The following is a 24,986-nucleotide window of genomic DNA, read 5'->3' on the forward strand; positions in this document are numbered from 1 at the left end:
TATTCAATACGAATCCTTGATGATATAAATAGATCATGCTCGATCTTTTTATTACTAACAAAAGCAGCAACCTCTAAGTAAAATATGGCTTCAAAAACTGAAATTAAATCAAACGGTAATCAATAGATGAATTAGATAATATTCTAAATCACATTAACTAATCAAAACTACCGATTCTATCAAGCTTTAAAGATTCATCCCAATGCATCCAAATGCCAAATGCTTTGCCAAAAATATATGATTCTGGTACAAAACCCCAAAAACGAGAATCACTGCTACGAGCGCGATTATCACCCATCACAAAGTAATGCCCTTCTGGTACAGTTAACCTGACATCTTTAGAGTGGTAATTTGGGTTTAGTAAAATATCATGCGGATTGTTGTCTAATAATTCACGCTTATGCTTAAAGCCAGTCATGGTTGAACCAGACTCAATACCTCGATATGTACCAATATTTTTATTGTCAATTTTTACATCATTCACATACAAGCTATCTGCACGGTAAATTATTTTATCACCTGGAATACCAATGACACGCTTAATAAAATCAGCACCCTGATATTTTGAATTTTTTTCATAATTAGGATACCTAAATACAACAACATCACCCCTTTTAGGCTTTGAAAACTCGATTATTTTTTTATTTAAAATTGGAATACTAACGCCATAATCAAACTTTGATACCAAAATAAAATCTCCTGTTAATAAGGTTGGCATCATTGAATTTGAAGGAATTCTAAAAGGCTCAATAATAAAACCTCGAAACAAAAATACCAATAACAATACTGGGAAAAATTCAGCTGACCACTGTACTATTTTAGGGCGATTTAGATACTTTTCAGATTTATTAAAACGCAGAAATAAAGAAAAATAAAGAAACCTCAAAAAAATTGATTTTTGCGCTCTATTTGTAACTGGTGTTTGTATGTGATTAAAAAATAATTGATCAATAGTCACAATAAAAAAAGCCAATGCTAGAAATAAAGCCAAGAATGAAGAAACATCCCATGCAAAAAAATGTGAAGCGTTTTCAATTGTCATAATAAAAATAAGCGAATTCAAAAAGTAATTATTATATAATAATTACTTTTTAATTTATGGAGAAAGAAATGGCATTAGCTAATTTAGAAAGAGATGACCATGGTTACCTAAAAGATCTTAATGAGTGGAACGAAGACATTGCTCGTGAGTTGGCAGAAGAAGAAGGTGTCAACTTAACAGATGATAGCTTTAAATTAATTAATTTTTTACGTAATGAATACATCAATAATAATGCCAACCAGCCTAACGAGCGTAATATAGTTAAAGGCTTAAAAGATAACTGGAAAGGCAAGTTAAAAACTAAAGAGTTATATACATTATTTCCAAAAGGCCCTGCCAAGCAAGCGGGTAAAATTGCTGGATTACCTGAAACTAAACGTAAAGGTGGTTATTAATCTTTAATAAAATCTGGCGTTGATACTTTTTGGCATTACTTGCTGAGCTAGCTTATCTCTTTCACAAATTCATTAAAATCTTCTAGAACACTTTAAGAAGTTCTTAAGCACCCTTAAACCATCATTCAAAAAATGGAGCCAGATATACTTTTCTAGTTTCATTATCCTTTCAACACTTGCTAAAAATGAATTAACTACACCTACATTAATATCAAAAAATGATAAAATCTTGATGCTTAAATCTTAATTACACATATGATAAGTTGATTTAATCATTACATCATCATTTGCACACCAATTGAACCATCCTATTACCTTCAACTATCGTGTTAATTTACGGATTTCTTTCAATGATTTTTACAAATTTGTATATTGATTAGTCCCTTCATATAAACCTTTTTACCAAGTACTCCACTCCAAACTGTGTTATTTATTTTAGTGTTCGTGCATAAAATCTTACTAATTTCTTTATTAGTTGCGTCTGATAGTGATTTTGAAGGATGCTAACTAAACAATGTAAAATAATCAATATCGATGTAAACAACTTTGCGACAAAAACAAGATGACATAGCCTGGCAACAAAATCTAATACAATCAAAATACGACATAATAAGCAAAAACAAAAGATGAGTATATTGATAGTACTTTATGAATTAACTAAATTAATATTCATTCCTATTTGGTTTGCAAGCTCAACAAAATTAGGAAATGAAGTTTTAACATTATCTACATCTTCAATTTCAATAATGTACTGGCATCTTAAAGAGGCAATGGCAAATGACATAGAAATGCGGTGGTCATGATGAGATTCAATCACAATGCCTGGTTTTGAAAAAACCCCACCTTGAATCTTAATGCCATCTTCAAGCACTTCGTTTTTGATACCAAGAATGCTTAAACCGTCTGCCATCACTTGAATACGGTCAGATTCCTTAACTCTTAATTCTTTAGCGTCAGTCAGTATGGTTTCGCCCTTGGCGCAGCTTGCTGCAATAAAAATAACAGGGAGTTCATCAATGGCTAGTGACACTAATTCCTCAGGGATGCGAATACCTTTTAGCTGCTCTGATTGAATACGAATATCAGCTAACAACTCTCCACCAATTTCACGCTCATTTGATAAGCTTAAATTAGCACCCATTAACTTCAAAATATCAATAACACCTATTCGTGTTGGGTTAATATTAACACCAGTAAGGGTTATATCTGCTTTTGGTGCGATTGATGCTGCCACCATAAAAAATGCAGCTGAAGATATATCACTTGGCACTTGTATTGCAAAAGCGTTTAACTGGGTACCACCTATTAAACATATTTTATTTTTATTAACATCTATCTTGTAACCAAAACCTTTTAACATGCGCTCAGTATGATCTCGTGTGGGTGCTAATTCTTTAATGCAAGTTTCGCCTTTTGCATATAAACCTGCTAAAAGCACACAAGATTTTACTTGAGCTGAAGCCACTAGCAAATCATAATGAATACCATTTAACGCTTGTCCGCCCTTAATTTTAAGTGGTAATTTGCCATTATTACTTTCAATCATCGCACCCATTTTGGTTAAAGGATTAATAACCCTACCCATCGGACGTTTTGAAAGTGACTCGTCTCCGCACAATTCACTATCAAATTTTTGCGCCGCTAATATGCCAGATATTAAACGAATGGAAGTGCCAGAATTACCTAAATCAAGTGGCGTCAAAGGTTTCTTTAACCCATTAAGGCCAACACCATAAATAGTAACATTGTCACCATTGTACTCAATTTTAACCCCCATGTCTTGAAAGGCTTTTAACGTTGATAATGTGTCTTCTCCTTCTAAAAAACCACTAATTTTAGTAACACCATTAGCTAAAGAACCTAGCATAATGCTTCGATGGGAAATTGATTTATCACCAGGAACTTTTAAACAACCAGACAATGAATTGGTTGGCTTTACAACAAATTTACTCATATTTTTTTAACTATCCAACCAGTTATCTCGTGCAGATTTAGCCTCTTGAAAAAGCTTTTCCAGTGCTTGTACTTGATTATTTTTAATCAAGTTTGATATTTTTTCTAACGTTTGTTGATAGCCTTCAATGTGCTTTACAATTTCCTTAGAATTATTAATGCAAATATCACGCCACATAAGTGCATCTGATGAGGCAATACGTGAAAAATCCTTAAACCCTCCTGCCGCATAACGACAAGCATTTGGATTGTTGCTGATTAAATAATCCATCAACCCATACACCAACATATGTGGCAAATGAGAGGTCATGGCCAGTAAATTATCATGCTTTGTATCACTCATAATTTCTACTTTAGCACCGAGCGAACGCCATAGACTACTTAATATATCCACTGCTTGAGCATCTGCATTTTCTTCTGGCGTTAAAATAACACGTTTATGGTTAAATAATTGAGCATCAACTGCCTCAATACCGCTTTTTTCCTTGCCAGCAATTGGGTGAGCTGGGATAAACCTGGCTGGCATTTGAGAAAATACCAATTTAGCAATTTTTATCACACTACCCTTGGTACTACCAACATCAGAAATAATAACCGATTCATCAATATGAGGCTTAATCAATTCTAAAATAGCTTGAAAGCTATTCACTGGCGTTGCAATAATAACCATTTGCACTTGTTTTAAAGCTTGAGCAATATCTAAACTATACGCATCAATAATGTCCATTTCTTGTGCTTTCTTTAGATGTGACTCCTGCCTAGAAAAACCAATAATAGTTTTAACTTGATTAACTCGTTTTAATCCAGCTGCAAAAGAACCACCAATTAACCCAACTCCAATAATGCAAATTTTATCTATCATAAGATTGATTTTAATGCCTTTAAAAAATCATTATTTTCTTTTAACGTACCAACAGACACTCTTAAATAATTCCCCATTTCCACTGGTCGTACAATAAAGCCCTTTATCAGTAACTTTTGATAAGTGTCGGTTGCATTATCAACCTTTAGTGCAATAAAATTTGCAAAAGATTTAATATAAGAAAGTTTTAATTCATCAAGCCCTTTTGATAATTGAATTAATCCATTTTTATTAGCGAGTACTGACTTTGTTAAAAAAGAATCGTCAGCTAATGCTGATATAGCAGCTGTTTGCGCAATATGATTAACATTAAATGGCTGGCGAATACGGTTTAAATAATCAGCTATCTTGGCGCTTGATACGCTATAGCCCACTCTCAATCCTGCTAAAGCATAAGCTTTAGAAAAAGTGCGGGTAATGATTAAATTATCAAATTCTTTTAGCCATACAATCATTCTATCCTCAACATTTAAATATTCAAAATAAGCCTGGTCTAACACCACAACAGCTGATTTTGACACTTTTTTTAAAAACTGATGAATGCTCTCATCGCTTAAAAGCGTGCCTGTTGGATTGTTTGGATTGGCAATGAAAATAAGTTTGGTTTTATCACTAATTGCCACAAGCATTGCGTCTAAATCATGCCCAAAATTCTTAGATTTTGTCACCACTGCCTTTGCACCAAGCGCTTGAGTCACCAAAGAGTAAACCATAAACGCATATTCTGAAAACACCACTTCGTCATCAGCATCACAAACATAAATCCTAGCAACCAATTCTAAAATATTATTTGAGCCATTACCTAATGTAATGCAATTAGTATCAACATTCAAATGCTCACTAATTGCTTGTTTTAGTTCAAAGCCATTGTTATCAGGATATCTACTAACCTCGGTGATGGCTTTTTGTATGGCTTTTTGAACTCTAGGCCCGATACCCAATGGATTTTCATTACTAGCAAGCTTAATAATATGTTCCAGCTCCAGTTCACGACGCAACTCAGAAATGGGCTTACCACCTTGATAAGGTCTTAAAGACTTTATTGCCAAGCAAACACTCATAGTAAAAATTCTTCAAATAAAAAAGAGTTTTGTAAATGTATAAAAGAAAAAGCCATTCCTTTAAAAATCAATATTTTCATAACGATTAATACGAAAAATCACCTTATAAAACAGCAACAGGATACGAGCCAAGTACACTAACTTTAAGTACTCTACTAGCAACTTCTGCTAATGCTAGTTTTACTTTTTTATCGTCTTTATGCCCTTCAATATCAATTAAAAATAGATACTCCCACTTAACACCAGGCATGGGGTGTTTTGCCAGTTGTATTATATTAATATCTTGCTGTTTAAATGGCTCTAATAAATCAAAAAGCGCGCCAGATTCATACTTGGTCACAACCAAAAGCGAAGTTTTATCTTCACCAGAAGCAGGAACACCATCTTTGCCAAGAATTAAAAAGCGAGTAACATTGCCAACCTTATCTTCAATATTTTTAGCAATTCTTTCTAACCCATATAAACTTAATGCCGCTTCTGAAGCAATAGCTGCAGCACCGACTTCATCTTTAACAATACGCGCAGCCAATGCATTTGATGCCACTGACTTTAACTCTGTGTTTAGATAGTGATTACTTAACCAACGCTGACATTGATCTAATGCTTGAGAGTGAGCATAAATAACTTTAATCTCTTGTGATTGATTTGCACTCATTAATTGATGCTGAATTGAAATTTCTACCTCGCCACAAATTTTCAAATTTTGAGAATAAAGCATATCAACCGTAGCACCAATCACACCATTAGATGAATTCTCAATAGGCACAACGCCATAATGTGCATCACCCTTTTCAACTTGATGAAAAATCTCATCAATACTTGCACAATCAAGTGTGGATACACTATGCCCAAAATATTTAAGTGCTGCCTCTTGTGTAAAAGTGCCTTCAGGACCTAAATAAGCAATACTTAATGGCTGCTCAAGTGCAAGACAAGCTGACATAATTTGGCGAAAAATATACGCCATGTCTTTATCTTTTAATAAGCTGTCATTTCTTTTAATAATTGAACGTAGCACTTGTGCCTCACGCTCAGGTCGATAAAAAACACTATTATCGTCTGAGTCTTTTTTCACTTGTGCAACCTCAGAAGCTAATTGCGCACGATTACCAATTAGTAATTGGATTTTTTTATCCAATGCATCAATCCCATCGCGCAATTCTAACAGTGTTTTTTTACTCATACTTTATCTCTTAAAGACCCCTAACAGTCAATATATCTTTTACTTGTTTTAAATTATTAAAAACCGAAGGTGAAATTTCATGCTCCAAATCAACCAAAGTATAAGCAATATCACCTTTCGATTTGTTAAGCATATCAACAATATTAGCACCAGAATCTGCAATGGTTGTTGAGATTTGACCCACCATATTAGGAATATTTTTATGGGTAATAGCCAGTCGTTCCTTGCCTGCTCTTGGCATTGACGCTTCTGGAAAATTCACCGAGTTGAGAATATTACCATTTTCCAAATAATCTCTTACTTGATTTATTACCATAATAGCACAGTTATCTTCAGCCTCTACTGTTGACGCACCTAGGTGTGGCAAGGCAATCACTCTGTCATGATTTTTTTTATCATCAATCGGAAAATCAGTCACGTAATACTTAACTTTACCACTATCAAGTACAATCATTAAAGCCTCCTCATCAACAATACCATCACGGGCAAAATTAAGAATTGTTGCATCTTTTGGCAATAAAGCGATACGCTCTTTATTTAATAAGTTTTTAGTACCTTCAAGTAATGGTATGTGGAATGAAACAAAATCACTGCGTAAAAACAACTCATCAACACTTAACACTTGCTCTACACCTGCAGATAACTTCCATGCACTTTTAATAGTTATATTTGGATCAAAACCAATAACGTCCATCCCCAAAGCATATGCTGCATTAGCAATTTGTACGCCAATCGAACCCAAACCAACAATCCCTAAAGTTTTACCTGGTAATTCAGAGCCAGTATAATTTTTCTTGCCTTCTTCAATAGCAGTTTTTAAATTATCAAGTGGCAAACTGTTAACATAATTCCAAGCTTGGCAAATATTACGACTTGCCAAAAGCATAGAACTAATGACCAATTCTTTTACTGCATTAGCATTCGCACCCGGTGCATTAAAAACCACCACACCCTTGTCGCTCATTTTATCCAGTGGAATGTTATTAACGCCTGCACCAGCACGACCAACAGCTTTAAGGTTGTCATTAATTTCTATATCATGCATTTTTGCACTACGCACTAAAATTGCATCAGGATTACTCATTTCTGCAGCAATTTCATAATCCTTCCTTGGTAATTTTTCCAAGCCAATTAGTGAAATGTTATTAAGCGTAAGAATCTTAATCATTAGGTATTTTCCTTTTCAAATACTTTCATAAAATTCACCAATTCATTAATCCCATCTTGTGGCATAGCATTATAAATACTAGCACGCATACCACCTACACTACGATGGCCTTTTAAGGTGATTAAATTATTAGCAATTGCTTTTTCCAAAAAAAAGCCATTGAGGCTTTCATCAGCTAGCAAAAATGGCACATTCATCCAAGAACGATATTTTATTGCTACAGGATTTGAATAAAAATCAGAACCATTAATAGCATCATAAAGGGTTTTTGCCTTAGTTTGGTTAATCTTGGCCATAGCGCTCAATCCGCCTTGTTGTTTAAGCCATTCAAACACGCGAGAAGCCGCGTACCAAGAATACGTTGACGGTGTGTTATACATCGAATCATTATTCGCTTGAGTTGTATAGTCAAACAATACAGGTTGATTAGCCAGCACATTACCCATCAAATTCTCTCTAACAATTACAATGGTAAGTCCTGCAATACCAATATTTTTTTGCGCACTTGCATAAATAACACCATACTTTGACACATCAACCTCACGCGACAAAATACTTGATGACATATCAGCCACAAGCGGCATGTCTACCTCTGGCACATAGTCAAACTCTAAACCTGCAATGGTTTCATTAGGTGTATAGTGCAAATAAGCGCCATCAGGATCAATATTCCAATTTTCAAAGACATCGATATCGGTGTATTTATTGTCTGAACTATCGGTGCAAATATTTACCTCGCAATAACGCTTACCTTCAGTAATTGCCTTTTTAGACCAATGACCAGTATGTGCATAATTAGCCTTAGTTTTTCCCTGAAGTAAATTAATCGGTACCATTGAAAATTGAGCCGATGCACCACCTTGCAAAAACAAAACTTTATAATGGTTGGGAATGCCCATTAAGTCTCTTAAATCTTGTTCTAATTTTTGCGCCATTGCTATAAAATAAGGATCACGATGCGAAATTTCCATCACTGATGCTTTAGTATTGCCATATTCTAATAACTCATCTTGCATTTGTTTTAGTACCTGTGTTGGCAACATAGCAGGGCCAGCACTAAAGTTATAAACTTGGCTCATTTTTACGAACTCCTTGTTTAATAAAATTAAAAGCTTAGATGATTTTATCAGAACTCAGATATTTAAGCATATTTAAGCATATTTAAATTTGCACTTTTTTAGTTATATGGAAGTAGGTAAAAATCTTACCCATAATATAATGTTTACCGCTAGTCTTAATGCAAATATAGTTTTAAGATCTATTCCTATTTATCTTAACACCGAATATCATACTGACAGCCAAGTTATTAGTTCGATTTCTTCGACACTTACTTTAATGCAAGTAATATTAAAGCAACAGACATTTCTAATAACTATACCAAGCGTTGGTTTACACCAAGTAGTGCGCCTACTATCTTTATGCGTAGACTATTCAGTCCATACTTTAGTTTTTTTGTTGATTGTGAGTATTAAAGCACTGCATTAATAAATGACGCAGTGAAATACGGATCAACAAGTATTACGCTTAAACAATATTAAGATTAAAATCATCAAAGACTCTAGTTCTATTTTATATAACTCTAGCATTAGTATTATCACTAAAAAAAGGTGCTAATAGCGAAAGCGTACACTAACACTAAATTTGACACGCAACTCTAAAACTTACACACTATCAACAAGTAGTGTCAATAAAAATAGCTTTGTGAAATTTACTCATAATAAATACACAACTGATGGTATTGATACGCGCAATAGTGACACAATTAATGACAAAAACGCTACTGTTATTAACTGGAAGTACTTCACCTGTTAAATCCACTTCACCAAAAACAACCTAATCTTTAGGAATAACCCTATCCCGCAAACTAGACATAATTGCCAGCATGACTACCAAATCTGATACAGTTTCATTCATCTTAACCACCAAACACATTAACAAATACATCATTAAAGTTGATTTACAAAACACTACCATTATTAATGAGTTACTCTGACTCAGAAAATACTAGGGTCACCACCAATCAACAACCTAAAGTACGATTAAGCTCACTTAGCCCTATTTTCTGATTTGATATCTGATAAATTTTTGATTTTAGAGGTAGACAGGTCTTTAAAAATTGTATATTTTGATGGCGTAATTTGTAACAATACAATCTCTTTTAGCGTATTCCAAGATTTATAATCTAGGTACTCTTACCCATTGATAACGCGAAGAATCACATTCACAAAAGACAAATTCAATTTTTGTTTTTTGTCATTGTTCCAACACACCCTTGTCAAATAATAATTGATAAAAGCGTCTTAGTTGTTTCGCCAGATATGTCCGCATTAATAATCTTATAACGGGTTAATTTTGATAAAACTACAGGATAACTTTTATTTTTAATAACGTCTTTACCAAAAGTTAAACTATCGCCAAACGCTAAAATAACACTTTGAGGTAGTATTAGCTTAAATGTTTTTCACCACAAGCGCTTAATAATAAAAAACACAGACCTTAAAAAACGCATAAATTATCTCATTAATCTATCAATTTCTTTTTTAAACGCCTCAATATCTTGAAACTGACGATAAACTGACATAAAACGAATATATGCTACCTTATCCAACGCTTTAAGCTCTTCCATTACCCACTCGCCAATCTTAATACAAGACACTTCACGATCAGCTTGAGTCATTAATTTTAGCTCAATGCGTGCAATGGAGGTTTCAATTTGCGAGGTTTTAACAGGGCGTTTTTCTAAGGCTTTTAATAAGCCAGAACGCAGCTTGTCTTCACTAAACGCTTCTCTAGAATCGTCACTTTTAATCAAGTGTGGCAAATTAAGATCAACCGTCTCACGCGTTGAATAACGCTCACCACAAGAAACGCATTCACGACGACGACGCACTTGAGAACCATCATCAATTAAACGTGTGTCTAATACTTTAGTATCATCAGATTGACAAAATGGACAACGCATATAGGCTTAATTTAATTATAAACTGGGTGCTTAACACAAAGACTAGTGACTTTTTCTCTAACCTGGTCAATCATAGCCTCATTCTCTAAATCTGCACAAATATCACACATCCACATGGCTAAATCGGCACAATCAGCTTCATTAAAACCACGCGTTGTCACCGCTGGCGTACCCACACGAATACCACTAGTTACAAAAGGAGACTGTGGATCATTAGGTACAACATTCATATTAACTGTAATATACGCACTATCTAAGGCAGCATCTACTGCTTTACCTGTTAGCCTTTGGTCAATAAAACTTACTAAAAACAAATGGTCATCCGTACCACCAGACACCACATCAAAACCGCGTTCAATAAATATATTAGCCATCACTTGTGCATTAATCTTTACTTGCTTTTGATAAACTTTATATTCATCACTCATTGCCTCTTTAAAACTCACCGCTTTAGCAGCAATAACATGCATCAGTGGCCCACCTTGAATACCAGGGAAAATAGCAGAATTAAGTTTCTTCTCAATTGCCTCATTGGCCTTAGCCAAAATTAAACCACCGCGAGGGCCACGAAGTGTTTTATGCGTAGTTGTTGTAGTCACATCTGCAATTGCCACTGGAGATGGATACTCACCCGTTACCACCAAACCCGCAACATGTGCCATATCAACCATTAAATAAGCGCCAGCAGTATCTGCAATTTCTCTAAAATATTGCCAATCAACTACACGTGAATACGCTGAAAAACCAGCAATAATCATTTTGGGCTTATGCTTCTTTACCAAAGCTTCAACTTGCTCATAATTAATCTCACCTGTTTTCTCGTTCAAACCGTACTGAATGGCATTAAAATTTTTACCCGAAAACGAAGGTGCAGCACCATGCGTTAAATGCCCGCCATGCACCAAACTCATACCTAAAATTGTATCTCCAGGTACTAACAATGCCTGAAAAACCGCAGCATTCGCTTGAGAACCAGAATGCGGTTGAACATTCGCATAATCTGCACCAAATAATACCTTAGCACGATCAATCGCCAATTGTTCAACTGTATCAACATATTCACACCCACCATAATAGCGCTTACGAGGATAACCCTCAGCATACTTATTCGTCAATTGCGAGCCTTGCGCCTCCATCACTGCAGGTGAGGTGTAGTTTTCACTAGCAATTAACTCAATATGTGCCTCTTGGCGAACCTTTTCTTGTGTAATCGCCTGATGGATTTCAATATCTACTTTAGCTAACGTTTGAGATTTATTGAACATAATTTTCCTCGCAATATAATGTTTAAAATTTAAACAATCAATTTTAACGTACAAATATAAATAAAGAATAAATTATCGCTCAAATATTAACAACCTTTAGCTGTTGAATTTAAAAATAGTCAAAGTATAATATTATACTTTACCAAAAAATGGACACTATGAAGATAAAGTCTCACTTTCGTATTTCTTGCATATGAGATGTATATCATTACTTATTAGTGGCTGTTGGAGAAAATTACAAAAATAGCCCCATCTTTTACTATTGTAACGACACGAACTGCATATACCAAAAGTTTTCATATTATTTGCTTGTAATAAAATCTTGAGTGAGTCTATTATTTTTGATTGCTATTCATCAGACAATACCTCATACGCTTTAACAAACATAACAGTTAAGGTTATTTTATTAAATATCTGTTACCATTTAAGAGATATTTTTAAATGATAAATACATTTATCACTATTATCAACCTGCTTAAATAATAACCTTTTCTTAAAAACTTTCAAAGTTTGAGAAATAGTATAGTACCATTGGCTTACTATCTTGTGGAAAAACATCTATTAATATTTAATTTAAAAAATTACCATCGAATTAAGTTGTTGTAAATTATGGGTATAGGATTTATATTGAGTCAATACTAAAGACAAAATATGAATAGTAATATTCTGTGGTTTGATGAAGTTCAAAGACTATTATTTTATATTTCTTCTTCTTAACAGTGTATTTGTGCTATCTGAAAAACCATTGACACTATTAAACCATTTATCATACCCAATAATCGCTATTTTCTTACACTTTCCCTGAATCAAATTCCCTGCTGCAGCCAACTCTTTCCTATCGAACCCATACAATAAAATTCTCTAATCTTCAATATTGGTAAAAAAATATTGTCCTTTTTTAAGTGCATTGTTAACTTCATCCAAGGCGTATACAATTAAGTTACCTTCTGGCTTAGCTTAAAAAGCGGTAGCAAAAAATTCTAATTCTATCTTCAATAGTATTCCACAAATCAAGTTTTACTACTAAGATATATTGATTTACAATCACTAAAATATAATAATTATTGATATAGTTTATTCACCAACTTGCCTGTAGCATGGAGACCATAAAAAATAATCTTAATCAACTTACTCGTTTTTCTTTTATTCAAAGTTGCACTCACAACTGCATAAACTCCTCAGGAATAACTTGTAGAATTCACCTTATGTGGGTGTGAGATAGAGAATGGATTTTGTGGTTTCATAGTTTTTAATGTTAAGATAGTAACTTAATACTTAAATTTTAGACGCTGTGTTTAGCGATCGAATGGAATGATTTATTACAATTGACACTCACTACGCATAGTTTCTAAGATTTTTTTGCTTCTTTTACTTTATTTCCCATCATATTTTTTTAAAATATTTTAAATTTATTTCATTACAAAAATATATAGAAACTAGATTTTTTTATTTTTAAAATCTTACATTGAGTTCAAATATTTTTATAACATGATTCAATTGTCTTTCCACGCACTTTTACTGTAATACAAAAATTATCAATTGCTTGAATTACTGCTATTTGAAAATATGCTACTCTTAAAATCCTATTAATTTTTGGAACAAAGTAGAAAATTTTTGCAGACTTAGAAAAAAATAAACTTAGTATAGAGATAGAATACGAAAAGCCACAGTGATTAATCATGTTGCTATGTTATCGCCATAATTAATAAACACATCTAAATCAAGCATTGTGGCAAATATGTCAGCTATGATGATTTTAGGTTAATCGCCAACCAAACACTTTATTCACATCGCTTTTAATTGGTCGGGACGACAGGATTTGAACCTGTGACCACCACACCCCCAGTGTGATGCGCTACCAGACTGCGCTACGCCCCGTTAGCACAGATTTTACAAGATTCATCTTTATTTATTTTAATTTTTCTAAAAGAAAGATCTAACGCATCAATTAGCATTAATTTTCCTACTAATTTCTCGCCCAAATTTAAAAGGACTTTAATGGCTTGCAAGGCTTGCAACGAACCCATTATACCTGCAACGGGTGACAATATACCATTGTCAACACAATTCTCATCAAAATTTCCCTTTACTGAATACAAACATTGATAGCAGGGCTGTGTTTGCTCGTAACCTTTAAATACAGATAATTGTCCTTCAAAACGGATAACTGCTGCTGATACTAGAGGTATTTTTTGCATAACACAAGCCTTATTAACTTTAAAACGAGTGTCAAAATTATCAGTGCCATCTAAAACCACATCAGCTTTAGCCACCCAATCATTTAGATTATTTTGATGAAGTGCTGTAATCGTCGTGACTTTGATATTAGGGTTAATAGCAAGCATTTTATCTTTAGCAGAGTCAACTTTTTTTCTACCAATATCATCTATAAAGTGGATAATTTGCCGTTGTAGATTTGACAATTCAACTTCATCAAAATCAGCAATGATTAAATTCCCAATTCCGGTAGAGGCTAAATACAAAGCACTGGGTGAGCCCAAACCGCCCATGCCAATTAAAAGTAAAGTAGAATTTTTAAGGGTTTGTTGCCCTTTTACTCCAATCTGGGGTAAAAGTATCTGACGAGCGTATCTGATTAGTTCTTGGTCGTTCATTGATTAAAGTACTTGTTTAGTTTTGGTGCAATTAGCATTTGGCAATAAGGTTGTGATGAGTTGTTATTAAAATAGTTTTGATGATAATTTTCAGCAGGATAAAACACATCTAGTTTTATAATCTGCGTTACAATTTTATCACTCATTTGATTAACCATATCAATTGCTTGGGATTGTTGCTCGTCATTAGTATAAAAAATGGCAGAACGATACTGCGTGCCACGGTCATTACCTTGTTGATTTTTTGTGGTCGGATTATGTATTTCAAAAAAAATGTTTAGTAACGTCTTGAAAGATACTTTTAACTCATAAAATTCAACTTTAACTACCTCAGCATGTCCAGTTGTACCTGTACAAATATCTTGATAAGTAGGGTCAACAGTGTTGCCATTACAATAACCAGAAGTGAGCTTAACAACCCCTTCAATGCGCTGAAAAATTGCCTCAACACACCAAAAACATCCACCAGCAAAGTAGGTTATTTGCATGTATGATTGTCCACTAATAAATTAAAGTATTAGTATAACTGATGAGCAGTGATAAGATTATCTTGCAACTAAAATATTTTACAACCGAGCAAAGACGGCAAACCAATGAGTGGTTTTTTAAAACTGGTAAGGGTGAGTATTCTGAGTTTGATCAATTTATGAATGTACGTATGCCTCAAATTAGGCAAGTTGCTAAACAGTATTTTAAGGATATTGTTTATGATGAAATAGACAAACTTATTCACCACCCCATTCATGAAATACGCCACTGTGGTTTGATTATATTAGTGAATAAATATCAATCGGGTGATGAGGCGTCTGTTTTTAAGTATTATCTAAAAAATATCAACTCAGTTAATAATTGGGATTTAGTTGATACCACCACGCCTCATATTATGGGGGATTATATTTATCATCATCAAGACCAATTACCATTGTTGTTCGAGTTTTCAAAATCTAATGATTTATGGAAAAAACGCATTGCTATTGTCGCTACCTTTGTGTTTATTAAGCAAGGTGAATTTAAGCCAACTTTTAAAATTGCCAAAACCTTATTGATTGATACTCATGATTTAATTCACAAAGCCACTGGTTGGATGCTCAGAGAAGTGTACAAAAAAGACCATCAAGCAATGCAGCTATTTTTGCAAGAAAACTATAAGCAACTATCCAGAATAACTTTAAGATACGCCATAGAGCTCATGGTCGAAAACCAAAGATTACTCTATTTAAAAGGTAAATTTTAATGTTTCAAATCAGTTTTTATATTCCTGAAACAAAACTAGAAGTTGTAAAAAATACTATATTTAAAGCGGGCGATGATAGGGTTGATGATTATTAAAATTGCGATTAAAAAACGATTGGAATGGGTCAATTTAGATTCATTAAAAATTCCAACTCAGAGATTGGACACTTTGGATAAACTTGAAACTGTAAAAAAATACAAAGTAGAAATGGTATGTACAAATAATCATCTTAACTCGGTTATCAGTGTCATAAAATTTACACACCCTTACGAACAAGTGGCTTATTTTATTATTAAAATGGAGAACCAATGAATACTAATACGCAAAAACCTTTTGAACATGGATTTATGTTAAGCTTATTATTCTTGGCTATTGGCGGATTAATTTGGCTATTCACCCCTTTTATCTCGGCCTTATTTTTATCACTCATGATTGCTATTACAACTTTTTCAAAATATGAACAATTACAAAATAGATTCTCATCCAATAACTCAGCATTACTAACAACACTACTGGTAACGATTGTTTTAATTTTACCACTAGGTTATATTTTATTAATAAGCACGTTGGAAATTTCCACTTTAATACAAACAATCAATCATGATTTAAACTTTGATAAAATTACTCAAATTTTAAATCAAACTGTTACTAAACTCCCCTTATCAGACTTCATTAAAAACACTTTAAGCAGTACATTAAATAACAATTTAGAAGCCTTGTTCATTGGTGTTAAAGATTTCTCAATTGTCATACTTAAAAGTATTGTATCACTATCGTCACATTTTATATTATTTTTAATCATTGTTATTTTTACACTTTATTACTTTTATATCGATGGTAAAAAAATTGTAACACGTATAAAAAGCTTATCGCCACTTGAAGCACATTTAAACAATATTTTACTAAATCAATTTAAAAATTTATCCATTACACTAGTAGGTAGTGTGTTTTTAATTGCACTATTACAAGGCATGATATTCTCAATCACGATTATAATTATTGGATTACCTGCTTTATATTTTGGTATTGCGATGGCGATGGCTAGTTTTATACCCTTATTGGGTGGTTTAATTATTTGGCTACCATTGAGTTTGTATTTATATGCCCAAGGTCAAATCACTGATGCGCTAATTGTTGCACTCTCTGGAGCTGTTGTAATTGGTTTTATTGTTGATAATTTAGCTCGACCTAGCATCATCAAATTCTTATCTAAAAAATCCAATGGTACAAATACACTAGACCACACTCTAATCACGGTATTATCTACCCTATCTGGCATTATACAATTTGGTATTTTAGGTTTGTTTATTGGTCCTATTATTGCTGCAATGGCAATTAGTATTTTTGATATTTATAGCATTAGATATAATAAAGATAGATTTGGCTTATAGTATGCTTACCAAAAATTGCTTATTATATTTGACTATAATAGTGAATTTTAACCAAGCGTTATAACCATGCTCAAAAGACTTGTTGAATTTTTAAAAAATAATTATCCTAATTATAATATTAAAGAATATTTAGATGCAAAATATATCCAACTTAACAACCCTCAACTTAAACAAATTGCTAATGCACTTCAAAGTGGCGAGTTAAATACAAAGCCTGCATCAAATTGCAGTGCAAGTCACTTTATTTTTCATTTTGGCTCAACCCTTGTTTTGCTACAAAAATATACAGCAAATTCAGACGCTATCTATCAAGCAGAACTCGCCTGGGAAACTGACTTTATATCAGTTAGATCTGTTAGAAATAAAGTCAAAGGCTTTTATTTTATTAATTTTGAATTTGATGATGATTACAACACAACCTTGCAAGAGACAAAAAAAACTATCGAAGGTCATGTGAACAATACTGATAAAAATCAAGAAATTATTAACAAGATAATGCCAGTATTAAAAGGTTTTATGTCGGCTATAAGTGATTGACATATAGTTTATAAATATCACTTATAGATTAACAAGCAATTCTAAAATATTGGTAAAATTTTAGCACTGTAACTTACACTTTTTAAGATACGTTTACGATTATTCTCCTTTTTGAGTAGCTGATTTAAGCTTTAATCCTGATTTAAATACTACTACTTTCCTGGCTAAAATTTCAACCAATTCGCCAGTTTTAGGATTCCTGCCTGGTCTGGAAGATTTCTCTCTAATAACAAAGTTACCAAAACTAGATAGCTTTACTGACTCTCCAGAGGCTAGAGTTTGTTTGATTTGATCAAAAAAATCATGCGTAATTGCCAATGCTTGAACATGGGTTATGTCCATACTTTTTACCAATGCACTGGCAATATCTTTTTTAGTAATTGACATTATCTGAGTATGGCTGAATATTGAGCTTGCATTAACACCAGTACTTCATCAACTTTAGCATTAAGTTGGGCCTCTGTTAATGTTCCTTCTAATGATTGATAAGTTAAACTAAGTGCAACACTTTTTTTGCCTGACTCAACCACTCCTCCTATGTAAACATCAAACAAGTTAACATCAACAAAATATTGCTGCTGCATGGCTTTAACACTTTGAATTAATTCAGCCACAGGCACAGCTTCATCAAGCACCAAAGCAATATCACGCCCAGATTGTTGGTACGGTGAAAGTGCTTTATATTGAGCAATATTACGAGATTTTATACTGACCAAGTCAATTTCAAACAGATAACATTTAGATAATGATAATTGTTTTTGCACCATTGGTGATAGCGCACCTATCCAACCTACTTGCTCACTATTTAATATAATTTTGGCTGTTTGCCCTTTTTGTAAAGCTGCGTGTTGTGCTGTTTCAAAGGAAAATTCAGCATTTGTTAATGCCAGTAATGATTCCAAATCAGCTTTAATGTCAAAAAAATCTAAAGGCTGTAAATCAGACGACCACTGTGCATCAAAGCGATTACCTGTGACAATAGCGGCTAATTTATTAGATTGTTTATCTGTCTTAATACCATCAAAACACAGACCAATTTCAAAAAATCTAGCATCCGTATGTCCGCGCCTTTGGTTAGATTCTACTGTTTGTAATAAGCCTGATATAAGTGAGGAGCGCATGATTGACATATCAGCTGAAATTGGATTTGAAAGCCTGATTTTTTTTGTATCTGGGCTGATTAAATTTTGATACTTTTCAGAAATAAAACTATAGGTAATGACTTCTTGATAACCGCGATTAACCAAGCTTTGCATAATATCATACTGGTCAACATTAGTCTCAGAAGTGGTACTAATGTTGGATTCTAAAGACAGTTTTTGAACGGGTAATTTATCATAGCCATATAGCCTTGCCAATTCTTCAATTAAATCAACAGGAATGCGAATATCAAATCTAAAACTTGGAGGGATAATGGTCCATGAATTATTGGTTTGTTGTGATATTTCAAATCCAAGATTAATAAATTTTTGTTCAATCCATTTGGCATCTAACTCAAGACCTAAAATCTTTTTAATTTTTTCTTGGCTGATCGTAATTGGCTTTAATTCTGGCAATGCGTTCTTATCAATACAAGCATTAACTTTACTTGCTTGACCACCACAAATTTCAACAATAAGTTGTGTGGTACGATCCATTGCCAACTCAGTTATATTAAAATCCACACCACGCTCAAAACGCAAGGATGACTCGGTATGTAAGCCATAACTTCTGGCCTTTCCTGCAATAAATACTGGCTCAAAAAAAGCACTTTCTAATAAAATATTGCTAGAATTATTTTTAATAGAGCTAGTCATACCACCCATAACACCTGCAATAGCAAGCACTGAATCACTATCAGCAATGACTAAAGTATCTTCTTTTAACTTTAGTGTGGTTTCATTCAATAATTCAAGTTGTTCACCAGATTTTGCCATTCTGACTTTAATATCACCTGTTAACTTTGACAAATCAAACGCATGCATTGGCTGACCCAACTCTAACAAAACAAAGTTGATAATATCAACCACAGGGGAATGAAGTTGTTGACCAGAGTGTACTAATTTATCAGCCATCCACTTGGATGTTTTAACTGTATTGTCAATACCTATAATGGTTCTTGTTAAATACTTTGGACAAGCTTGCGTATCGCTAACACTAGCACCAATGACACAATCACCTTGTGTAAATACTTCAAATTCTGGCAAATCAAAAGCCAAATTATAATGAGCACTCACTTCACGTGCAACACCTAAAACTGAAAAACAATCACCACGATTAGGTGTAATATCTAATTCAATAACATGATCATCAAGATTTAAATACGTTTTAATATTCTGTCCAATGGGTGCATCATCTTCAAGCTCAGCCATACCTAATTCAGATTCTGAGCAAATCATACCAAACGACTCAACACCTTTAAATTTGGTTTTTTTAATCTTAACACCACCTGGAAACTTAGCACCAACCGTAGCAACAATCACTTTTAAGCCTGAACGAATGTTTTTAGCGCCACAAATAATTTGTAAATTTTCAGCCTCACCCACATCAACTTGGCACAAATTTAGTTTGTCAGCATCAGGATGTTTATCACAAGAAATAATCTGACCCACTACAACACCTTTAAAAGCTAATGCAATAGGCACAATACCATAAACTTCAAGCCCTGCCATAGTTAATTGTTCTGCTAATGCTTCATCAGTTACATTAGGATTAACCCATTCACGCAACCAATTTGATAAAATATTCATCTAAATTGCCGTAAAAAACGACTGTCATTTTCAAAAAAAAGACGTAAATCATTCACACCATAACGCAACATTGCCAAACGCTCAATCCCTATACCAAATGCCAATCCGGTATAAACTTCTGAGTCAATATTGACTGATGATAATACATTAGGATGAACAACACCACAACCTAATACCTCAAGCCAACCCATTTTTTTACAAACTCGACAGCCTTTACCACTACAAATAACGCATTCAATATCAGCTTCTGCAGATGGCTCAGTGAATGGAAAATATGAAGGACGAAAGCGTACTTTCAATACTTCTTTTTCAAAATAAGCACGCAAGAAATCAATCAATAAACCCTTAAGTTGTGCAAAATTTGCATGTTTATCAACAATCAAACCTTCAACCTGGTGAAACATAGGGGTGTGTGTAATATCTAAATCACGACGATAAACCCGCCCAGGTGCAATGATACGCACTGGTGGTTTTTGTTTTTCCAACGTGCGAATTTGCACAGGGGATGTGTGCGTTCTTAATACCGTATTTTTATCAAAATAAAACGTATCATGCATAGCACGTGCCGGATGATGTTCGGGAATATTAAGCGCGGTAAAATTATAAAAATTGTCTTCTATTTCAGGACCCAGTACCACTTCAAAACTATTTTTTACAAATAGAGATTGAATACGATTAAGCGTTATTGTGATTGGATGTAACCCGCCCATTTCAGCATGTCTCCCTGGTAAAGACACATCAATTTTTTCTGCCAAAAAACGCTTTTCTAATGCAATAAGTTCTAAATTATTTTTTTTATCAGCTAGTAATACTTGTATATTAACTTTAATCTGGTTAATGGCTTCGCCCATTTTAGGACGCTGCTCTTTTGAAAGTTTACCTAGACCTTTTAATAAGGTAGTTAGTTCACCTTTTTTGCCTAAAACATTGGTTCTTAAATCTTCAAGATCTTGAAGATCTTGTGCTTTTTCAATAAAGATCTTAGCTCTATCAAGAATAGCCTCTATCACAACCATTAACCAAATTATTGACGTGTCAAACGCACTGTTTGTTCACCATAAGTAACATAAACTTGATCGCCTACTCTTAACTCTTGTTGAGATTTTTGCACAAAAGATTTGATTTGCCCACTACTCAACTTAATCAAAAATTCAAATCCAGTTTCAGTAGTTACATTTTCTTCAATAATTCGACCCACCATAGCACCAAATAAACCACCTACAATAGCAGCAGGTATTTTATCTCTTTTACCACCCACTGTACTTGTAGAAACAGAAACACCTAAGGCCGTACCAACACCAGAGCCTAAAGCTTTAGAACCAGATAATATAATAGGTTTAATAGAAATAATACGCCCTTCTAATACACTAGACAATTGACCAATTTCGGTAGAAGAATAAGTATTTGCACCTCTTTCATCTTGGGTAAATCGATTCATTGACGATTGACAAGATGAAAGAAATATAATGGATAACGCTAAAAAGACAATTTTATTCTTCATATTTAGCTCCTATTATTATTTATTATACAACTAAAGCCTGTTTTGCTTGATCTGCAATTTTTGCAAATGCCGTTTTATCAAAAATAGCAATGTCTGATAAAACTTTACGATCAATTTCAATATCTGCTTTGCTTATACCATCAATCATTCTTGAATAACTTAAACCGTTATTACGTGCCTCAGCATTAATACGCACAATCCAAAGTCTGCGAAATTTACGACGTCTTTGACGACGATCACGATACGCATATTGTCCTGCTTTAATAACCGCTTGTTTAGCGACGCGATATACTTTAGATCTTGCGCCATAATAACCTTTAGCTTTCTTTAAAATTTTCTTATGTTTAGCGTGCGCTTGCACACCTCTTGATACTCTTGCCATTTTCTTATGCTCCCAAATTAACTATAGGGTAACATTTTACGAACCATTGCTACATCGGCTTTCTCAACCATGTCTGGTGCGCGTAAATTACGTTTTCTAGAAGAACTCTTCTTGGTCAAAATATGACGTAGGTGAGAGTGTTTACATTTATAACCACCACTGGCAGTTTTTTTAAAGCGTTTTGCAGCTCCTTTATTGGTTTTTAACTTTGGCATCATTTACTCCTTTTATTGTCCACCCTATCAAACTTTTAAGTCTTACTTTTTCTTTGATTTAGGCGCCAGCATCATGCCCAGCTGACGACCCTCTAATTTTGCCTTTTGTTCTACATTGGCAAATTCTTCTGTATCCTTTTCAATTCTGTCTAACATTTCCATGCCCAGCTCTTTGTGTTGTATTTCGCGACCACGAAACCAAATACTAACTTTAACTTTGTCACCATTGTCTAAAAATTTCACCAAATTCTTAAATTTAATTTGATAATCGCTCTCTTCAGTACCTGGACGATACTTAATGGTTTTAACTGTGTTTCTTTTTTGTTTCTTTTTAGCTTCCTTCTTTTGTTGCTTTAATTCATAAAGAAATTTACCAAAATCCATAATTTTGCAAACAGGTGGCTGAGCATTCGGGGAAACCTCTACTAAATCTAATTCAGCCTGCGTTGCTTTTTGCTTCGCAATATCGATATTAACAATACCAAGCTGCTCACCTTTGGCGTCAATCAATCGAATTTCTGCTACTCTAATGGCATCATTAATTCGAGTTTTTATTTTATTTGTTTTTTTTATAATATCTCCTGGTTTATCTTTTCTACAAAAGCTTCAATACTCATTACACCTAAATCTTTACCACCACGTTGTCGCACTGAAATTTGATCTTTTTCCATCTCACGATCACCAACTATTAAAATATAAGGATAACGTTGTAATGAATGCTCGCGTATTTTAAAGCCTATCTTCTCATTTCGCAAGTCCGAAATGACTCTAAGTCCTTGTTTTTTTAACTTTTTAGTTATATCAATAACAAAATCTGCCTGTTTTCCAGAAATATTAATAACAACTGCTTGGATAGGCGTCAACCAACAAGGGTACGCGCCCTCATAATGTTCAATCAAAATACCCACAAATCGCTCTAGAGAACCTAAAATTGCACGATGTAAGACAACAGGGGTTTGTTTTATATTATTTTCATCAATAAACTGTGCATCCAAGCGTTCTGGCATAGAAAAATCTACTTGCAAAGTACCACACTGCCACTGTCGTTCTAGGCAATCTTTTAATACAAACTCAATTTTAGGTCCATAAAATGCACCTTCGCCTTTTTGAAATTCCCATTTAATGACTTTGGCATCAAGTGCTTCTGCTAACGCTGCTTCAGCCTTATCCCATACCTCATCTGAACCCACATGATTTTCTGGACGAGTTGAAAGTTTGATATCAACTTTATCAAAACCAAAATGCTTATACACAGCAAAAGTCAAATCAATAAAGGTTGAAACCTCAACTTGAATTTGCTCAGGCGTACAAAAAATATGGCCATCATCTTGTACAAAATTACGTACACGCATAATACCATGCAACGTACCTGAAGGCTCATTACGATGGCACGAACCAAACTCTGCCAAGCGTAGTGGTAAATCACGATAAGATTTTAAGCCTTGATTATAAATTTGGATATGTGCAGGACAATTCATGGGTTTCACTGCATAATCACGATTTTCAGAGCTAGTAGTAAACATAGTATCGCCAAATTTTTCCCAATGACCTGACTTTTCCCAAAGGCTTTTATCAATTAATTGTGGTGTATGCACTTCTTGATAGTCATTGTCTTTGAAAATACCACGCATATATTGCTCAATCAATTGGCATAATGTCCAGCCTTTAGCGTGCCAAAATATCATGCCAGGTGCTTCTTCTTGTATGTGAAATAAATCTTGAATTTTACCAATTTTACGATGGTCGCGTCTTGAGGCTTCTTCCAATCTGTGTAAGTGTTCTTCTAAATCTTGCTTGGTAGCCCAAGCTGTACCATACACACGTTGTAACATTTCATTATTAGAGTCGCCACGCCAGTAAGCACCTGCTAATTTCATTAATTTAAAAGCTTTTAACTTAGCAGTCAAAGGCACATGTGGCCCACGACAAAGGTCAATAAAATTCCCTTGCTTGTACAAAGACAGTGTTTGGCCCGCAGGAATTGATTCAATAATTTCAGTCTTATAGTACTCGCCCTTATCTTTAAAAAATTGTATCGCCTCATTACGACTCATTTCAAATCTTTCAATTTTAAGATTTTGTTTAACCAGTTTGTGCATATTTTTTTCAATTTTAGCTAAATCACTCTCTGAAAAACCATCTTTATATACAAAATCATAATAAAAACCATTGTCAATCACAGGTCCAATTGTCACTTGCGCCTTTGGGTAAAGCATTTGCGTGGCTTGTGCCAATAAGTGCGCTGTAGAGTGGCGAATAATCTCAAGCCCTTTGTCATCATTCGCTGTAATAATCGCAAGATTAGCATCTGTTTTGATTAAAAACGAAGTATCAACCAACTGGCCATCAACCTCACCAGCCAATGCAGCTTTAGCCAGGCTCAAACCAATAGACTTTGCTACTTGTGTCACGCTAACTACTTGCTCAAATATTTTTTGAGTCCCGTCTGGAAGAGTAATAATTGGCATTACAAGAATATGAAAATAAAAAG

The 24,986-nt window shown here is 33.9% G+C and carries 23 protein-coding genes and 1 tRNA gene; 4 read left to right on the forward strand and 20 right to left on the reverse strand.

Features of this window, described 5'->3' with window-relative positions; all coding sequences use genetic code 11:
* Positions 1 to 157: 157 nt before the first annotated feature.
* Entirely contained in the window at positions 158 to 1,042 is an 885-nt protein-coding gene (lepB, locus tag RMAG_RS03105; protein WP_011737995.1) for a signal peptidase I, read from the reverse strand.
* Between the two features lie 68 nt (positions 1,043 to 1,110).
* Here lepB and RMAG_RS03110 point away from each other — a divergent pair, with 68 nt between their 5' ends.
* Positions 1,111 to 1,437 carry a TusE/DsrC/DsvC family sulfur relay protein gene (locus RMAG_RS03110; RefSeq protein ID WP_011737996.1) on the forward strand — a complete coding sequence of 109 codons (327 nt, stop codon included), beginning with the start codon at positions 1,111 to 1,113 and terminating at the stop codon, positions 1,435 to 1,437.
* A gap of 646 nt (positions 1,438 to 2,083) precedes the next feature.
* On the opposite strand, the gene aroA is transcribed toward RMAG_RS03110, so the two are convergent.
* The 11 genes from aroA to msrA form a co-directional block, all read right to left on the reverse strand.
* Positions 2,084 to 3,391: a 3-phosphoshikimate 1-carboxyvinyltransferase gene (gene aroA / locus RMAG_RS06020; protein WP_011737997.1), complete on the reverse strand. Its 1,308-nt coding sequence runs from the start codon at positions 3,389 to 3,391 to the stop codon at positions 2,084 to 2,086.
* A 6-nt stretch (positions 3,392 to 3,397) separates the two neighbouring features.
* Positions 3,398 to 4,252: a prephenate dehydrogenase gene (locus RMAG_RS06025; RefSeq protein ID WP_011737998.1), complete on the reverse strand. Its 855-nt coding sequence runs from the start codon at positions 4,250 to 4,252 to the stop codon at positions 3,398 to 3,400.
* Positions 4,249 to 5,313, reverse strand: a complete 1,065-nt coding sequence (gene hisC / locus RMAG_RS03125; RefSeq protein ID WP_011737999.1) for a histidinol-phosphate transaminase — start codon at positions 5,311 to 5,313, stop codon at positions 4,249 to 4,251. Before hisC ends, RMAG_RS06025 begins: the two co-directional genes overlap by 4 nt.
* 103 nt (positions 5,314 to 5,416) lie before the next feature.
* Positions 5,417 to 6,496, reverse strand: a complete 1,080-nt coding sequence (gene pheA, locus RMAG_RS03130) for a prephenate dehydratase (RefSeq protein ID WP_011738000.1) — start codon at positions 6,494 to 6,496, stop codon at positions 5,417 to 5,419.
* Positions 6,497 to 6,506: 10 nt separating this feature from the next.
* Positions 6,507 to 7,664 (reverse strand): phosphoglycerate dehydrogenase, encoded by a 1,158-nt coding sequence (locus tag RMAG_RS03135; RefSeq protein ID WP_011738001.1) that lies wholly within the window; start codon positions 7,662 to 7,664, stop codon positions 6,507 to 6,509.
* Positions 7,664 to 8,743, reverse strand: a complete 1,080-nt coding sequence (serC, locus tag RMAG_RS03140; protein ID WP_011738002.1) for a 3-phosphoserine/phosphohydroxythreonine transaminase — start codon at positions 8,741 to 8,743, stop codon at positions 7,664 to 7,666. Before serC ends, RMAG_RS03135 begins: the two co-directional genes overlap by 1 nt.
* 1,433 nt (positions 8,744 to 10,176) lie before the next feature.
* Positions 10,177 to 10,626: a transcriptional regulator NrdR gene (nrdR, locus tag RMAG_RS03150; protein WP_011738003.1), complete on the reverse strand. Its 450-nt coding sequence runs from the start codon at positions 10,624 to 10,626 to the stop codon at positions 10,177 to 10,179.
* An 11-nt stretch (positions 10,627 to 10,637) separates the two neighbouring features.
* On the reverse strand, positions 10,638 to 11,891 hold the full coding sequence (gene glyA / locus RMAG_RS03155; RefSeq protein WP_011738004.1) for a serine hydroxymethyltransferase: 1,254 nt from the start codon (positions 11,889 to 11,891) through the stop codon (positions 10,638 to 10,640).
* Between the two features lie 1,801 nt (positions 11,892 to 13,692).
* Positions 13,693 to 13,769: transfer RNA gene (locus RMAG_RS03160), tRNA-Pro, on the reverse strand.
* On the reverse strand, positions 13,760 to 14,506 hold the full coding sequence (locus RMAG_RS05580; protein ID WP_011738005.1) for a HesA/MoeB/ThiF family protein: 747 nt from the start codon (positions 14,504 to 14,506) through the stop codon (positions 13,760 to 13,762). Before RMAG_RS05580 ends, RMAG_RS03160 begins: the two co-directional genes overlap by 10 nt.
* Positions 14,503 to 14,994 carry a peptide-methionine (S)-S-oxide reductase MsrA gene (gene msrA / locus RMAG_RS03165; protein WP_011738006.1) on the reverse strand — a complete coding sequence of 164 codons (492 nt, stop codon included), beginning with the start codon at positions 14,992 to 14,994 and terminating at the stop codon, positions 14,503 to 14,505. The genes RMAG_RS05580 and msrA overlap by 4 nt, the downstream gene beginning before the upstream one ends.
* A gap of 41 nt (positions 14,995 to 15,035) precedes the next feature.
* Between msrA and RMAG_RS03170 the strand changes: the two genes are divergently transcribed.
* The 3 genes from RMAG_RS03170 to RMAG_RS03185 all read left to right on the forward strand — a co-directional run bounded on the left by RMAG_RS03170 (position 15,036) and on the right by RMAG_RS03185 (position 17,668).
* Positions 15,036 to 15,740, forward strand: coding sequence for a DNA alkylation repair protein (locus RMAG_RS03170; RefSeq protein WP_011738007.1), 705 nt, complete (start codon positions 15,036 to 15,038; stop codon positions 15,738 to 15,740).
* Positions 15,741 to 16,048: 308 nt separating this feature from the next.
* A complete protein-coding gene (locus RMAG_RS03180; RefSeq protein ID WP_011738009.1) occupies positions 16,049 to 17,131 on the forward strand; it encodes an AI-2E family transporter in 1,083 nt (360 codons plus the stop codon).
* Between the two features lie 66 nt (positions 17,132 to 17,197).
* Entirely contained in the window at positions 17,198 to 17,668 is a 471-nt protein-coding gene (locus tag RMAG_RS03185) for a hypothetical protein (RefSeq protein ID WP_011738010.1), read from the forward strand.
* Positions 17,669 to 17,767: 99 nt separating this feature from the next.
* Here RMAG_RS03185 and RMAG_RS03190 read toward each other — a convergent pair whose 3' ends face one another.
* The 8 genes from RMAG_RS03190 to thrS are packed head-to-tail and all read right to left on the reverse strand — an operon-like array spanning position 17,768 to position 24,963.
* On the reverse strand, positions 17,768 to 18,055 hold the full coding sequence (locus RMAG_RS03190) for an integration host factor subunit alpha (protein WP_011738011.1): 288 nt from the start codon (positions 18,053 to 18,055) through the stop codon (positions 17,768 to 17,770).
* Positions 18,055 to 20,397, reverse strand: coding sequence for a phenylalanine--tRNA ligase subunit beta (gene pheT / locus RMAG_RS03195; protein WP_011738012.1), 2,343 nt, complete (start codon positions 20,395 to 20,397; stop codon positions 18,055 to 18,057). The genes RMAG_RS03190 and pheT overlap by 1 nt, the downstream gene beginning before the upstream one ends.
* Positions 20,394 to 21,413, reverse strand: coding sequence for a phenylalanine--tRNA ligase subunit alpha (gene pheS, locus RMAG_RS03200; protein ID WP_011738013.1), 1,020 nt, complete (start codon positions 21,411 to 21,413; stop codon positions 20,394 to 20,396). Before pheS ends, pheT begins: the two co-directional genes overlap by 4 nt.
* 8 nt (positions 21,414 to 21,421) lie before the next feature.
* A complete protein-coding gene (locus RMAG_RS03205; protein ID WP_011738014.1) occupies positions 21,422 to 21,898 on the reverse strand; it encodes an outer membrane lipoprotein in 477 nt (158 codons plus the stop codon).
* A gap of 22 nt (positions 21,899 to 21,920) precedes the next feature.
* Complete coding sequence (gene rplT, locus RMAG_RS03210) at positions 21,921 to 22,280, reverse strand: 50S ribosomal protein L20 (RefSeq protein ID WP_011738015.1); 360 nt, start codon at positions 22,278 to 22,280, stop codon at positions 21,921 to 21,923.
* Positions 22,281 to 22,297: 17 nt separating this feature from the next.
* The gene (gene rpmI, locus RMAG_RS03215) at positions 22,298 to 22,495 is read right to left on the reverse strand and encodes a 50S ribosomal protein L35 (RefSeq protein WP_024792114.1); all 198 of its coding nucleotides are present in this window, start codon (positions 22,493 to 22,495) and stop codon (positions 22,298 to 22,300) included.
* A 42-nt stretch (positions 22,496 to 22,537) separates the two neighbouring features.
* On the reverse strand, positions 22,538 to 23,071 hold the full coding sequence (gene infC, locus RMAG_RS03220) for a translation initiation factor IF-3 (protein ID WP_081425171.1): 534 nt from the start codon (positions 23,069 to 23,071) through the stop codon (positions 22,538 to 22,540).
* Positions 23,065 to 24,963 carry a threonine--tRNA ligase gene (gene thrS, locus RMAG_RS03225; protein ID WP_011738018.1) on the reverse strand — a complete coding sequence of 633 codons (1,899 nt, stop codon included), beginning with the start codon at positions 24,961 to 24,963 and terminating at the stop codon, positions 23,065 to 23,067. The genes infC and thrS overlap by 7 nt, the downstream gene beginning before the upstream one ends.
* Positions 24,964 to 24,986: the final 23 nt, after the last annotated feature.

The organism is Candidatus Ruthia magnifica str. Cm (Calyptogena magnifica) (genome assembly GCF_000015105.1).
Lineage (GTDB): Bacteria > Pseudomonadota > Gammaproteobacteria > PS1 > Pseudothioglobaceae > Ruthia > Ruthia magnifica.